The organism is Streptomyces sp. NBC_00376 (assembly GCF_036077095.1).
GTDB lineage: Bacteria > Actinomycetota > Actinomycetes > Streptomycetales > Streptomycetaceae > Streptomyces.
In genome coordinates, this window is record NZ_CP107960.1 from 2,723,133 (window position 1) to 2,736,943 (window position 13,811).

Here is a 13,811-nt window from a genome sequence, read left to right on the forward strand (position 1 = left end):
TGCGCGGAGGACTACTTGGTCCACTCCGACCAGGACATGTTCCAGCCGTTGAGGCCGTTGTCCGGCTGGATCGTCTCGTCGTGCGAGTTCTTCACGACCACGACGTCCCCGATGAGCGAGTTGTCGAAGAACCAGGCCGCCGAGGTCGTCTTGGACCAGGCTCCGCGCACGTCCTGCAGACCGACGCAGCCGTGGCTGGTGTTGGTCGAGCCGAAGATGCCGGAGTTGCCCCAGTAGTTGCCGTGGATGAAGGTGCCCGAGGTGGACAGACGCATCGCGTGCGGCACGTCCTTGATGTCGTACTCGCCGCCGAAGCCGACGGTGTCACCGTTCATCCGGGTCACCTTGAGCTTCTCGCTGATGACCATCTGACCGTTGTACGTGGTGGTCGCCGGGGCGCCCGCCGAGATCGGGATGTCCTTGATCTGCTGGTCGTCGCGGACGACCTTCATCCGGTGGGTGCTCGCGTCGACCGTGCTGACCTGCTTGCGGCCGATGGTGAAGGAGATCGTCTTGGCCTGCTTGCCGTAGACACCGGGACGGCCCTCGACGCCGTCGAGGTTGAGCTTCACGGTCACCTTGGTGCCCGCGGCCCAGTAGTCCTCGGGGCGGAAGTCGAGCCGGTCGTTGCCGAACCAGTGGCCCTCGACCGGGACGGACGGCTCGGCCGTCACCTTGATCGCCTTCTCGACCGCCTCCGGGTCGGTGATGCCGCGGGTGAAGTGGATCGAGACGGGCATCCCTACGCCGACGGTGGAACCGTCCTCCGGGGTGTACTGCCCGATGAAGGTGTTCTGCGGGACCAGCGTGGTGAAGCTGGTGTCCTTCGCCGACTCACGGCCCTTGGAGTCCTTGGCGACCGCGTGGACCTTGTACTTCGTCGCGGCGGCCAGGTGCTGGTCCGGGGCCCAGCTGGCGCCGTCGGCCGCGATCTTCCCCTCGACCTCGGTGCCCTTGGGGTCGGAGACCTTGACCGTGGTCAGCTTCCCCTGGTCGGCCGAGACCTTCAGCACGCCGCTCGTCGCGACGGAGTCCGCGCCGTCCTTCGGCGCGACGGTCACCACGGCCTGCGAGGCCGAGGTGTCCTCGGCCTTCCCCGCGCCGCCGCCCTTGCCGCCGGCGTCGTCTCCCCCGCCGCACGCCGTCACCAGCAACAACAGCGCACCCAGAACCAGAGCAAGCGGTCCGGTGGATCCTCGCCCGCCCCGTACGCCGTTCGCCCCGGCCGATGTCCCCGATATCGGCTGCCCGTTCAATGTGGTTGTCTCCCCTCACACGGCCTGGCCCCGCCAAGGCCCCCGGGAGCCCGAAGGCTCCCTCCCCCGCGCGCTGCACATGCACGCTCAGCGAAAGATAATCACACCGAGCATGGGGAAATGACCCCCCGGATGTCACCGTTCAGTCCCAAGTTGTCCCGGGGCTCTGCCGGGTGGCACGGGAGGCGGCCGGGCGGGGCGGGCCGACGGGGGTCAGCGGAGGGCGGAGCCGGCCTTCCATCCGGTCCAGTCCAGGTTCCAGCCGCTGAGCCCGTTGTCCGGCGCGACCTGTTTGTCCTTGGAGTTGACGACCTCGACCACGTCGCCGACGAGCGTCCGGTCGTAGAACCAGCCGGCCGGGGTGTCGCTGCCGCCGCCCTGTACGTCGAGCAGCCCGACACAGCCGTGGCTGACGTTCTGAGAGCCGAAGACGTCCTCGTCCGACCAGTAGTTGCCGTGCAGGAAGGTGCCGGAATCGGTGAGCCGGATGGCGTGCGGGACGTCCTTGATGTCGTACTCGCCGCCGAAGCCGACCGTGCGGCCGTTCATCCGGGTCACTTCGCGCATCTCGCTGACCACCATCTTCCCGTTGTACGTGGTCGTCTTCCCCGCGGCGCCCGCCGTGATCGGAATGGTGGTGACGGCCTCGCCCTCGCGGTGCACCTCCATGGTGTGCGCGGCCGCGTCGACCACGGACGTCTGGGAGCGGCCGATCTCGAAGACGACCTTCTTGTCCTGGGTCCCGTACACGTGCGGCGCGCCCGCCACGTCGCGCAGCGCCATCTCGACGGTCACCTCGGTGCCCGGCTTCCAGTAGGCGGCGGGGCGGAAGTCGAGCCGGCTCCCGCCGAACCAGTGTCCCGCCACCTCGACCGGCGGTACGGCCGTCACCTTGATGGCCCTCTGGACGGCCGCGCGATTGGTGACCGGCCGGTTGAAGTCGAAGGAGACGATCATCCCGGTGCCGACCGTGGAGCGGTTCTCCGGCTTGAAGTAGCCGATGAAGCGGTGCTCGGGCACCGTCGTGGTGAAGGTGGTGTGGCGGGCCGAGCGGTGCCCCGAGCCGTCCACGGCCACCGCGTCCACGCTGTACTTGGCGGCGAGCCTGAGCCGGCCCGCCCCGCTCGCGGGCTCCCAGGACCGGCCGTCGTCCGCGATCCGGCCCGGCACCTTCTGGCGCTGCGCGTCCTCGATCCGGGTCACCGCCACGCTCTCCAGCCGGCCGTCGGGGACCTTCACCCCGATCCGGTCCTCCGGGCCGATGTTCTTCGCCCCGTCCTGCGGGGTGACCTGGATCGCGTCCGGTGGCGGGCCCGCCTTCCCGCTGAAGATCGATCCGACGCCGGTGCAGCCGGTCAGTACGGCCAGCACGACGAGCAGCCCTGCCCATGTCGCCGCGGTGGCCGGGTTCGCCACCGCCCTCTTCGCTACGTGGTTCACGCCCGCCCAACGACGGGGGCCGGTCGGGGGAAACGTGAGTGCGGGCGTCCGGGTGGGCAGAAACAAGGGGAGGACCACACTCGGGGAGCCGCGGCCGGGACGCCGTGCGCTCCTTTTCGGTGCCGGTCCCCACGAGCCGCGGGAGGCGAGCAGGTGTCGAGCGCAGCCGAGCAGGAGGCAGTACCGGAGCCGGGTACGGCAGTCGGCCGGGGGCGGCCGCCCACCGTGTGGCCCGGCGCCCCGACGCCGCTCGGGGCCCGGTTCCGGGTGGGCCCCGACGGGGTCGCGGGCACCAACTTCGCGCTCTGGGCGGGTGGTTCGGAGGCGGTCGAGCTCTGCCTCTTCGACGAGGGCGGCGCCGAGCAGCGGCTCGCGCTGACCGAGCTGACCCATGAGATCCGGCACGGCTTCGTGCCGGGCGTGCGGCCGGGACAGCGCTACGGCTACCGGGTGCACGGCCGCTGGGACCCCTGGACCGGGGCCCGCTGGAACCCGGCCAAGCTCCTCCTCGATCCGTACGCACGGGCGGTGGACGGCGCGTTCACCCTTCCGGCCGAGGTGTACGGCCATGTGAGGGACTGGCCGCAGCAGCAGGTCGCCGACACCGTCCGCGACGAACGGGACTCCGCCCCGCACGTCCCCAAGGGCGTCGTGGTCCATGACGACGACGACTGGGCCGAGGACCGCAGGCCCAAGACCCCGTGGGCGGACTCGGTCATCTACGAACTGCACGTACGCGGCTTCACCAAGCTGCACCCCCAGATCCCCGAGGAGCTGCGGGGCACGTACGCCGGTCTCGCCCATCCGGCGGCCGTCGGGCACCTCCGGCGGCTCGGGGTGACGGCGGTGGAGCTGCTGCCGGTGCATCAGTTCGCCCACGAGGACCATCTGCTGAGGCGCGGGCTGCACAACTACTGGGGCTACAACTCCATCGGCTACTTCGCCCCGCACGCCGGCTACTCGGCGAGCGGCACCGCGGGCCAGCAGGTCGGCGAGTTCAAGCGGATGGTGCGGGCGCTGCACGACGCGGGGATCGAGGTGATCCTCGACGTGGTCTACAACCACACGGCGGAGGCGGGCGAGCTCGGTCCGATGCTGTCGCTGCGCGGCATCGACAACCGGGGCTACTACCGTCTCCAGCCCGACGCCCGCAGGTACGCGGACTACACCGGCTGCGGCAACACCCTGCACGTGGTCCAGCCGCAGGTGCTGCGGCTGATCACGGACTCGCTGCGCTACTGGGTGACGGAGATGGGCGTCGACGGCTTCCGCTTCGACCTCGCGGCCGCGCTGGCCCGCTCCATGCACGACGTCGACATGCTCTCGCCGTTCCTCGCGGTGATCGCCCAGGACCCGGTGCTGCGCCGGGTGAAGCTGATCGCCGAGCCGTGGGACGTCGGCAACGGCGGCTACCAGGTGGGCGCCTTCCCGCCGCTGTGGACCGAGTGGAACGATCGCTACCGGGACGCCGTGCGGGACTTCTGGCGCGGCGCCCTGCCCGACGTGCGCGACCTCGGCTACCGGCTGACCGGATCCAGCGACCTCTACGCGTGGGGCGGCCGGCGCCCGTACGCCTCGGTCAACTTCGTCACCGCGCACGACGGCTTCACCCTGCGCGACCTGGTGAGCTACGAGCAGAAGCACAACGAGGCCAACGGCGAGGGCAACCGGGACGGCACCGACGACAACCGGGCCTGGAACTGCGGTGCCGAGGGCGAGAGCGAGGATGCCGGGATCAACGCGCTGCGCCGCCGCCAGCTGCGCAATCTGCTGACCACGCTGCTGCTGTCGACGGGCGTGCCGATGCTGGTCGCGGGCGACGAGATGGGCCGTACACAGGGCGGCAACAACAACGCGTACTGCCAGGACAACGAGATCGGCTGGCTGGACTGGTCGCTGCTCGAACAGCCCGGCTGGCGGGCGCTGACCGAGCTGACGACCCGGGTGCTGCGGCTGCGCCGCACCCATCCGGTGCTGCGCCGCCGGGCCTTCTTCTCCGGGCTGCCGCAGGCGGCGGACGGGCTGCGGGACCTGGCGTGGTTCACGGCCGGGGGTACGGAGATGACGGAGGCGGACTGGTACGCGCCGGCCGCCACGGTCGGCCTCTACCTCTCCGGGCGCGACATCCCCGGCCGGGACGCGCGGGGCGAGCAGATCACGGACGACAGCTTCCTGGCGGTCCTGCACTCCGGCCACCGCCCGTGCGGCTTCCGGCTCCCCGGGCCGCCGTGGGCGCGGAGCTACGAGCTGGTCCTGGACACCTCGCGGGAGGACCAGGCCACGGCTCCCGGCACCGTCCACCCGGGCGACGGGACGCTGACCGTGCCGGCCAGGTCGGTGCAGCTGCTGCGCGTCACGGAATGAGCGGAGTGAGCGGGCGCCGGGGCCTGGGTCAGCCGAGGATGCCCCGGTCGTAGCCGATCGCGACGGCGGCGGCCCGGTCCTTGGCGCCCAGCTTGGCGAAGACATGGGTGAGATGTGTCTTCACGGTGGCCTCGCTGATGAACAGCTCGGCGGCGATCTCCCGGTTCGACGTGCCCTTCGCGACGAGTTCGAGCACCTCGCGCTCGCGGCCCGACAGCGCCTCGCTGCCCGCCGCCGGGGTGCGCACCCGTGAGATGAGCCGGGAGGCGACGGCGGGCGAGAGCACGGTGCGGCCGTCGGCGGCGGCGCGGACGGCGGTGAACAGCTCGTCGCGGGGCGCGTCCTTGAGCAGATAGCCGGTCGCGCCGGCCTCGATCGCGGGCAGGGTGTCGGAGTCGGTGTCGTACGTGGTGAGGACCAGCACCTTGGACCGGGCGCCGCGCCTGGCCAGTTCGGCGATGGCGGCGACTCCGCCGCCGCCCGGCATCCGCAGGTCCATCAGGACGACATCGGGGTCCAGCCGGACCGCCAGCTCGACCCCCTCGACCCCGTTGGACGCCTCCCCGAGGACGTCGAAGTCCGGGGCCGAGTCGAACATGCCGCGCAGACCGTCCCGTACGACGGGGTGGTCGTCGACGACGACGAGGGTGATGACACGTGCGGATTCCTGAGCCATGGCAGGACAACCGTACTGGTCATCGGCTGTGCCGGACCAGGGGCACCCGGGCGCTGACCGCCGTGCCCCGGCCCGGCTCCGTCTCCACCTCGACGGTGCCCGCGATGCGTTCGGCTCGGGCCCGCATGCCGCCGAGCCCGAAGCCGCCCGAACCGCCGGCCGGTGGCAGGGCGGCCGGCTCGAAGCCGCAGCCGTCGTCCCGTACGTCCAGGGTGAGTTCCTCCCCCATGAACGACAGCGTGACCCCGGCCCGGGAGGCCCCGGCGTGGCGGCCGACATTGGCGAGGGCCTCCCCGGCGATCCGCAGGAGGGTGGCGGCTATCTCGTCGTGGACCGGCTCGACGGTGCCGGTGACGGTGAAGTCGGCCCGGACCCCGTGGCGTTCGGACCACTCGGTGACCGTGCGCTTCAGCGCGCCCGGCAGGTCGTCGTGTTCCAGTGCGGCGGGAACCAGGTCGTGGACCGAGCGGCGGGCCTCGCCGAGGCTGTGCCGGGCGAGGGCGGCGGCGCGGTCCAGGTGCACCCGGGCCTGCGCCGGGTCGGCGTCGCCGATCGAGGTCACCACCTGGAGCTGGGCGATGATGCCGGCCAGGCCCTGGGCCAGGGTGTCGTGGATCTCGGCGGCGAGCCGGCGGCGCTCGTCGGCGACGCCCGCCTCGCGGGCCTGGACCAGGAGCTGGGCGTGCAGCCCGGCGTTCTCCGCCATGGCCTGTTCGAGCCGGGCGTTGGCCGACTCCAGTTCGGTGATGGTGTCGACCTGGGTACGGGCGTGGTCGGCCTCGCGGTCGCCGATCCTGGCGAAGACCATGGTGAGGGTTCCGTGCAGGCCGAACAGGGCGGCGAAGGCGACCCAGTTCATCGCGGAGACCGGCGGCAGACCACTGCCGCACTGCGCGCCCGCCATGATGGCGGCGGTGAGCAGCAGCCCGGGGCGGACGGCCCGGCGCGGGAGCAGCCGGCCGGTGTCGAAGTACCCGAGGACCGCGAACACCGAGTAGAAGGAGTTGCACCAGGTCAGCGCGAAGGCGAGCGCGGTGCGGGCGACGAAGTAGCACTGCGCCGCCCGCGACCTGGGAGCAACGGTCGGCCCGACCCGCCCCCACCAGAGCTGGAGGACGAAGGCCACCGGCACCAGCACCGCGGTGGCGTACACGTCCGCGCGGTCCATGATGAGCGGGGCGCTCACGACCGCGACGAAGGTGCTCAGGCCGAGGAACCCGTAGGGCCCGTACCTGAAGAACCGCTCCCACCCCAGCTCGGCGCTCGTCACATCGTTCCGGTGCGCCGTCGCCGTGTCCCGCGCCTTCATGGGTGCAGTCTCCCCGTATCCGGCGCGCCGGTCACTCCCACCGGAACAGACGGGTCGCGAGGAAGGTCACCAGTGCGGTCCACAGCACCATCACACCGAGCTGGGTCAGACCGGGCCAACTGCCGGACACCGCCCGGTCCAGAGCCTCGGACGCCGCTCCGAACGGGGTGAACCGGACGATGTTCCGGAGGGTGTCGGGCATGCTCTGCACCGGGATCCAGACGCCTGCGGTGAACATCATCAGGACGTTCACCGCCGAACCGATGCCGGCGGACGCCTTGGTCGTACGGGAGAGGGCGCAGAGCAGTGCGCCGAGGGTCAGCACGGTCGCCGTCGACAGCAGCAGCGCCAGGACGTAGCCGACGGGCTGTCCGGGCAGCGCGACGCCGAAGGCGACCCGGCCGACGGCCATCGCCAGTGCGGCGGAGCCGAGGGCGGCGGCGCCGTGCAGGGCGATCTGCGCGGTGAGCAGCGCGGAGGGGCGTACCGGAGTGGTGGACATCCGGCGCAGGATGCCGCGTTCGCGATAGCCGGTGAGGACGGGCGGCATGGCCTGCAGCCCGGACATGATCATGGCGAGCAGTACCGCCACCGGTACGTACAGATCGATGACGCGCCGTCCTCCGAGCGCGTCGTCGTGGTCCCGGAAGGAGGGGATCAGACCGAGGATCGTCATGAGCGCGGTCGGGAAGACGAGGATCCAGAACAGGGCGGCGGGTTCGCGGAGGAAGAGCCGGGTCTCGGACCTGAGCACCGCCTTGCGCGCGGATGCGGAGGCGGGGGCGGATTTCGTGGTGGCCGTGGCCGGGGCCGGGTTCGCCGTGGCTGAGTTCGGCGTGGTCATCTCAGGCCGCCTGTTCTGTGAGGTCGAGGAAGGCGTCGTCGAGCGTCGCCTCCGAGACGCGGAGCCGGTGTGCGGTGATGCTGTGCCGGGCCAGCAGGGAGATCACGGCGTTGACCGTCTCGTCGGTGCCGCTGATGACGATCCGGTCGTCCTCGCGCTCCACGGAGACCGCGCCGGGCAGTTGCTCCAGCTCGGTGTCGGTGAGCGGCCGAGACGGGGTGAAGGAGATGACCGTGGAGCTGGCGGAGCTGCCGATCAGGCCGGAGGGGGTGTCGAGGGCGACGACCTTCCCCTTGTCGATGACGGCGATCCGGTCGCAGAGCTGCCTGGCCTCCTCCATGAAGTGGGTGACCAGCAGGACGGTGACACCGCTGTCGCGTACGTCCTCGATGAGCTTCCAGGTGTCCCGGCGGGCCCGTGGGTCCAGGCCGGTGGTCAGCTCGTCGAGCACCACCACGCGCGGGTTGCCGACCAGGGCGAGCGCGATGGACAGCCGCTGCTTCTGACCGCCGGACAGCTTGGCGAAGCGGGTGCCGTACACGGTGTGCAGGCCCAGCCGTTCGGCGAGCTCCCGCCAGTCGGCGGGGTCCGGGTAGAAGGCGCTGTACAGCTCCAGCGCCTCGGCCACGGTGAGTTTGGGCTGGAGCTCGCTCTCCTGGAGCTGGGCGCCGAGCAGCCGCGTGAGCCGGTCGTGGTCGGCGACGGGGTCGAGTCCGGCGACGCGGACCGTGCCGGCGTCGGGGACCCGCAGCCCCTCGACGCACTCGACGGTGGTGGTCTTGCCCGCGCCGTTGGGGCCGAGGATCCCGAAGATCTCCCCCTCGTCGACGGCGAAGCTCACTCCGTCGACCACAGTGCGCCCGGCGTACGCCTTCCGCACCCCGTTCACTTCGATGATTGCCATGCCCACGAGCATCGGGCGCGGGGGCCCGGCGCACCATCGTCCATCGCGCTCAAAGGGGCATCAGCCGATCGGTTGATACGGACTACGACCTGCGCTCCCGCAGCCCATGGGCCGTACGTCGGCCGGAAAACCACATGAGCGATGTCAGGGGTGAAACGTAGTCTCGACTGTGATGCCCGAAGAACATGCAGAGCCCAAGGACCGGTCCACCGTTCAGTCCCTGTTGCGGTTGTGGCCCTATGTGAAGCCGGTACGCAAGCGGCTGTTCGGCGCCGCCCTGGTCGCGATCGTCGCGTCCAGCGCCGGCCTGGTGATCCCCCTCGTCCTGAAGTGGATGGTCGACGGCCCGGTGGCGGACCGCGACCCCGGCGGGGTCTGGCTCGGCGCGCTGTACCTGCTGCTGCTGGGCATCGCCGAGGCCGCGCTGTTCGGGGTGCGGCGATGGATGGTGGCGCGACCGCTGGCCGGGGTCGAGGCGGCGATGCGGGCCGACCTGTACCGGCATCTGCAACGGCTGCCGGTGGCGTTCCACGACCGCTGGCCTTCGGGGCAGTTGCTCTCGCGCGCGACCACGGATCTGATGCTGCTGCGTCAGTTCCTGGCCTTCCCGCTGACCTTCCTGCTGGTCAACGGTGCGACGATCCTGATCGGCATCGTCATTCTGCTGATGCAGCACTGGACGCTGGGGCTGGTGCTGCTCGGTCCGGCGGTGCCCCTGATGGTCATCTGCCTGCTCTTCGAGACGAAGTTCTCACTGGTGGCGCGCCGGGCCCAGGACCAGGTCGGCGATCTGACGACGGTGGTCGAGGAGAGCGTGCTCGGCATCCGCATCATCAAGGGCTTCGGCCGGCACCGCAGCCAGGCCCTCGCCTTCCGTTCCCTCTCGGAGCGGCTGCGCACCACGGAGCTGGGCAAGGCTCGTCTGCTGGCGGGCATCTGGTCCGCCAACACCCTGCTCCCGGAGCTGTCCATCGGTGCGGCGCTGGTGCTCGGCACGGTCCAGGTCGCGGACGGGAACCTCTCGGCGGGCACCCTGGTCGCCTTCCTCTCCACGGCGCTCGCGCTGCGCTGGCCGGTGGAGTCGATCGGCTTCCTGCTGGCGATGAGCCAGGAGTCGGCGACGGCGACCGAGCGGTTCTTCGAGGCGATGGACGTGGCCGAGGAGGCGGACGCGCCGGACGTGGCCGGGCAGGCCGGCGCGGACGAGCGGGCCGGCGCGGACGAGCGGGCCGGCGTGGACGGGCAGACTCAGGGCCGCGAATCGTCCCGGGGCGAAATGGTCTTCGAGGGCGTGGAGTTCCGCTACCCCGACGCGGAGCCCGGCTCCGTGCCCGTGCTGTCCCGGATCGATCTGCGGATCAGGCCCGGCGAGACAATGGCCCTGGTCGGGGCCACGGGCTCCGGCAAGACGACGCTCACCGCCCTTGTGCCGCGGCTGCACGAGGCCACCGCGGGGCGGATCACACTGGACGGCACGGACATCGCCACCATGTCCCGGGAGCGGCTGCGCGAGCTGGTGTCGGTGGCGTTCGAGGAGCCGACGCTCTTCTCGGCGAGTGTCGGCGAGAACGTGCTGATGGGTGCCGAGGGCGCCGGGGACGACGAGTTGCGCAGGGCACTGGCCATCGCCCAGGCCGGCTTCGCGCACGAGCTGCCCGAGGGCGTCGACACCCAGGTCGGCGAGCAGGGCCTCAGCCTCTCCGGCGGTCAGCGGCAACGGCTCGCGCTGGCCCGCGCCGTGGTCGGCCGGCCGCGCTTCCTGGTCCTGGACGATCCGCTCTCCGCACTGGACGTGCACACGGAGGCGCTGGTGGAGGCCGCGCTGCGAGAGGTCCTGGCGGAGACGACGGCGATCGTGGTCGCGCACCGGCCGTCCACGGTGATGCTCGCGGACCGGGTGGCACTGCTCTCCGAGGGCCGGATCGCCGCCGTCGGAACCCACCAGGAACTGCTGCGCAGCAGCGCCGAGTACGCCTGGCTGATGTCGGGCGCCGAGGGCGCCGGTGATGCCGAGGGCGCCTTCCCCGACCAGTCCGCCGAGGACGTCCTCGCCGAGAAGGGCACCCGATGACCAGTACGACGCCGGACACAGCCCCCGCCAACAACACATCGGACACAGCGGCCGAGACGGCCACGACGGACGCCACCGGCCCCCGAGCCGGGTCCCGTGACCGCTTCGACCGCGACGACCTGCCCACCCCGCCCGGCGCGACCGGGACACTGCTGCGGTCGCTGCTGCGGCCGATGAAGGCCCGGGTGGCGCTGATCGCGCTGCTGCTGCTGGTCCAGCAGGCCGCGCTCCAGGCCGGTCCGCTGCTCGTCGCCTACGCCATCGACAGCGGGGTGCCCGCGTTCCGGGACGCGGACTACGGGCCGCTGATCGCGGTGGCCGTCGCCTACGCGCTGTGCTCGGCGGCGGGCGGGGCCACGCAGTACGCGTTCGTGCGGGTCTCCTCCCTGGTCAACCAGGACGCGCTGCTCGATCTGCGCGGGCGGATCTTCCGTCATGCGCAGGCACTGAGCGTGGACTTCCACGAGCGCTACACCTCGGGCCGGCTCATCTCCCGTTCCACCACGGACGTGGAGTCGCTGCGGGAGCTGCTCAGCGAGGGGCTCCAGGAGCTGATCGCCGTCGTACTGTCCTTCGTCTCCATCTCGCTGATGCTGCTCTGGCTGGACTTCGGCCTGGGATCGCTGGCCGTACTCTCCTTCGTCCCGCTGTATCTGCTGGTGCGGCGCTTCCAGCGGCGGGCCGGACTGCTGTACGCCGAGCGGTCCTCGGCGATCGCCGCGGTCATCGTGAAGTTCGCGGAGACGATGAACGGCATCCGTCCCGTCCAGGCCTTCCGCCGCGAACCGGTCAACGACGGTCACTTCGAGGGCCTCAACAACACGCACCGGTGGACCAACGGCAGCGCGATGCTGGAGATGGCCCGCTATGTCGTCGGCTCCCGGCTGGTCGCCAACACGGCGATCGCCGGAATCGTGCTGTGGGGGGCGTACCGGGTGGCCTCGGGCGCCCTGGCGCTCGGGGTGCTGGCCGCGGCCGTGCTCTATCTGCGCCGGCTGTACGACCCGATCGACCGTCTCGGCATGTTCCTCAACTCCTACCAGTCGGCCGCGGCCTCCCTGGAGAAGATCGCGGGCCTGCTGGCCCAGGCCCCATCCGTTCCCGAGCCGTCGGATCCGCGCGAGCTGCCGGCCCTCACCGGCGAACACCCGGGCCGCGAGGTCGTCTTCGAGCAGGTGCGCTTCGCCTACCGCACGGGTGGCGAGGTGCTGCCCCGCTTCGATCTGACGGTCCCGGCCGGGCAGACCGTCGCCGTGGTCGGGTCGACGGGCGCGGGCAAGTCGACGCTGGCCAAGCTGCTGGCGCGGTTCTACGACCCGACGGACGGCCGGGTGCTGCTCGACGGCACGGATCTGCGCGACCTGGCCGTGCCGGAGCTGCGGCGCGGCGTGGTGATGGTGACCCAGGAGGCGTTCCTGTTCTCCGGGACGGTCGCCGAGAACATCGCGATCGGCAGCCCGGACGCGACCCGCGCGGAGATCGAGCAGGCCGCGAAGGCGATCGGCGCGCACGATTTCATCACCGGTCTGCCCGACGGGTACGACACGGACGTACGCAAGCGGGGCGGCCGGATCTCGGCCGGTCAGCGCCAGCTGGTCGGCTTCGCCCGCGCCCTGCTCGCCGACCCGGCGGTGCTGATCCTCGACGAGGCGACCAGTTCCCTCGACATCCCCGGCGAACGGGCGGTGCAACGGGCCATGGACACGGTGCTGCACGGCCGCACCGCGGTGGTGATCGCCCACCGCCTGTCCACGGTGGAGATCGCGGACCGGGTCCTGGTGATGGAGCACGGCCGCATCGTGGAGGACGGCGCCCCGGCCGAACTCATCGCGGGCACGGGCCGCTTCGCGGGGCTGCACCGGGCGTGGCGGGAGAGCCTGTCGTAGTTCCGGCCGAATGCAGGTTCCGCATTCTGGCTGCGTTCAGTAACCAAGACGTCATCTCATTTGGCTAGTTGAGTAGGCCGTGACTCGTGGGGATTGTCGAGCGGCCGGTGCCGGATGAACTGTGGGAACTGTTTCAGCGGGTGGTGCCGGAGGCGCCGTCGCGGCCTCAGGGCGGTGGACGGCGCCGGCATGGCGACCGTGAGGTGCTGGCCGCGATCGTGTTCGTGGCCACGTCGGGCTGCACGTGACAGCAGTTGTCGTCGGCGTCGTTCGGGCCGTCGGGGGCCACGGCCCACCGAAGGTTCTCCGAATGAACAAGGGCCAGGGTGCGGGCCAAGCTCCACCGCCTGGTCCTCGACGAACTCGGTGCCTGCGGCGAGCTGGACTGGTCCCGCTGCGCGATCGACTCGGTCAACATGCGGGCCCTGAAAAGGGGGGACCTGACAGGTCCGAATCCTGTCGACCGGGGCAGGTACGGCTCGAAGATCCACTTGATCACCGAGCGGACCGGTCTGCCCCTCTCCGTCGGAATTTCAGGGGCTGACCTGCACGACAGCCAGGCCCTGATCCCCCTCGTGCAAGGGATATCGCCGATCCGCTCCCGCCGCGGGCCCCGACGGCGCAAGCCCGGAAAGCTCCACGCCGACAAGGGCTACGACTACTCCCACCTGCGGCGATGGCTACGCGGACGCGGCATCACCCACCGCATCGCGCGCAAGGGAACCGAGTCCACACAGCGACTCGGCCGCCACCGCTGGACCATCGAACGCACCATGGCCTGGCTCGCCGACTGCCCCCGCCTCCACCGCCGCTACGAGCGCAAAGCCGAGCACTTCCTCGCCTTCACCAGCATCGCCTGCACCCTCATCTGCTACCACAGACTCGCTAAATGAGATGACCTCTGAAGGGGCTGTGCAGCCGTGGGGAGGGTGGATCCTCTCTCTCTGTTACTCCATATGGCTGATTCATCTGCTTATGCCCTTGCCGGTCATGCGCCCGTATGGGCCACTGTCAGTATCGAACCGGTGGGTCGCCCATCCCAATACCGGGGAAGCGTGGTA

Annotated in this window: 9 protein-coding genes and 1 pseudogene; 4 read left to right on the forward strand and 6 right to left on the reverse strand. The window is 71.0% G+C overall.

What is annotated here, in order from left to right; translation table 11 throughout:
* Nucleotides 1–11: 11 nt before the first annotated feature.
* Together OG842_RS11995 and OG842_RS12000 are read right to left on the reverse strand one after the other, a co-directional pair.
* Nucleotides 12–1,256, reverse strand: coding sequence for a L,D-transpeptidase (locus tag OG842_RS11995; RefSeq protein WP_266729596.1), 1,245 nt, complete (start codon nucleotides 1,254–1,256; stop codon nucleotides 12–14).
* 213 nt (nucleotides 1,257–1,469) lie between these two features.
* Nucleotides 1,470–2,696 carry a L,D-transpeptidase gene (locus OG842_RS12000; RefSeq protein WP_328512211.1) on the reverse strand — a complete coding sequence of 409 codons (1,227 nt, stop codon included), beginning with the start codon at nucleotides 2,694–2,696 and terminating at the stop codon, nucleotides 1,470–1,472.
* A 153-nt stretch (nucleotides 2,697–2,849) separates the two neighbouring features.
* Between OG842_RS12000 and glgX the strand changes: the two genes are divergently transcribed.
* The gene (gene glgX, locus OG842_RS12005; protein WP_328512212.1) at nucleotides 2,850–5,060 is read left to right on the forward strand and encodes a glycogen debranching protein GlgX; all 2,211 of its coding nucleotides are present in this window, start codon (nucleotides 2,850–2,852) and stop codon (nucleotides 5,058–5,060) included.
* 28 nt (nucleotides 5,061–5,088) lie between these two features.
* On the opposite strand, the gene OG842_RS12010 is transcribed toward glgX, so the two are convergent.
* Genes OG842_RS12010 through OG842_RS12025 form a run of 4 tightly spaced genes read right to left on the reverse strand, consistent with a single transcriptional unit; the run spans nucleotide 5,089 to nucleotide 8,793 of the window.
* Entirely contained in the window at nucleotides 5,089–5,736 is a 648-nt protein-coding gene (locus OG842_RS12010; protein WP_266729599.1) for a response regulator, read from the reverse strand.
* 19 nt (nucleotides 5,737–5,755) lie between these two features.
* Nucleotides 5,756–7,045 (reverse strand): sensor histidine kinase, encoded by a 1,290-nt coding sequence (locus tag OG842_RS12015; protein WP_266729600.1) that lies wholly within the window; start codon nucleotides 7,043–7,045, stop codon nucleotides 5,756–5,758.
* 31 nt (nucleotides 7,046–7,076) lie between these two features.
* A complete protein-coding gene (locus tag OG842_RS12020) occupies nucleotides 7,077–7,889 on the reverse strand; it encodes an ABC transporter permease (protein WP_266729601.1) in 813 nt (270 codons plus the stop codon).
* Nucleotide 7,890: 1 nt separating this feature from the next.
* Nucleotides 7,891–8,793 (reverse strand): ABC transporter ATP-binding protein, encoded by a 903-nt coding sequence (locus OG842_RS12025; protein WP_266729602.1) that lies wholly within the window; start codon nucleotides 8,791–8,793, stop codon nucleotides 7,891–7,893.
* A gap of 172 nt (nucleotides 8,794–8,965) precedes the next feature.
* Here OG842_RS12025 and OG842_RS12030 point away from each other — a divergent pair, with 172 nt between their 5' ends.
* The 3 genes and pseudogenes from OG842_RS12030 (at nucleotide 8,966) to OG842_RS12040 (ending at nucleotide 13,643) form a co-directional block, all read left to right on the forward strand.
* Nucleotides 8,966–10,864, forward strand: a complete 1,899-nt coding sequence (locus OG842_RS12030; protein ID WP_266729603.1) for an ABC transporter ATP-binding protein — start codon at nucleotides 8,966–8,968, stop codon at nucleotides 10,862–10,864.
* Entirely contained in the window at nucleotides 10,861–12,750 is a 1,890-nt protein-coding gene (locus OG842_RS12035) for an ABC transporter ATP-binding protein (RefSeq protein ID WP_266729604.1), read from the forward strand. The genes OG842_RS12030 and OG842_RS12035 overlap by 4 nt, the downstream gene beginning before the upstream one ends.
* A gap of 86 nt (nucleotides 12,751–12,836) precedes the next feature.
* Nucleotides 12,837–13,643 (forward strand): annotated as a pseudogene (locus OG842_RS12040) (IS5 family transposase).
* The last annotated feature ends 168 nt before the right edge of the window (nucleotides 13,644–13,811 follow it).

What these genes read in the sequence shown, in the direction of transcription:
- OG842_RS12010 (WP_266729599.1), bottom strand. Translation starts at nt 5,736, where the DNA reads ATGGCTCAGGAATCCGCACGTGTCATCACCCTCGTCGTCGTCGACGAC.
- OG842_RS12015 (WP_266729600.1), bottom strand. Translation starts at nt 7,045, where the DNA reads ATGAAGGCGCGGGACACGGCGACGGCGCACCGGAACGATGTGACGAGC.
- OG842_RS12020 (WP_266729601.1), bottom strand. Translation starts at nt 7,889, where the DNA reads ATGACCACGCCGAACTCAGCCACGGCGAACCCGGCCCCGGCCACGGCC.
- OG842_RS12025 (WP_266729602.1), bottom strand. Translation starts at nt 8,793, where the DNA reads ATGGCAATCATCGAAGTGAACGGGGTGCGGAAGGCGTACGCCGGGCGC.
- OG842_RS12030 (WP_266729603.1), top strand. Translation starts at nt 8,966, where the DNA reads ATGCCCGAAGAACATGCAGAGCCCAAGGACCGGTCCACCGTTCAGTCC.
- OG842_RS12035 (WP_266729604.1), top strand. Translation starts at nt 10,861, where the DNA reads ATGACCAGTACGACGCCGGACACAGCCCCCGCCAACAACACATCGGAC.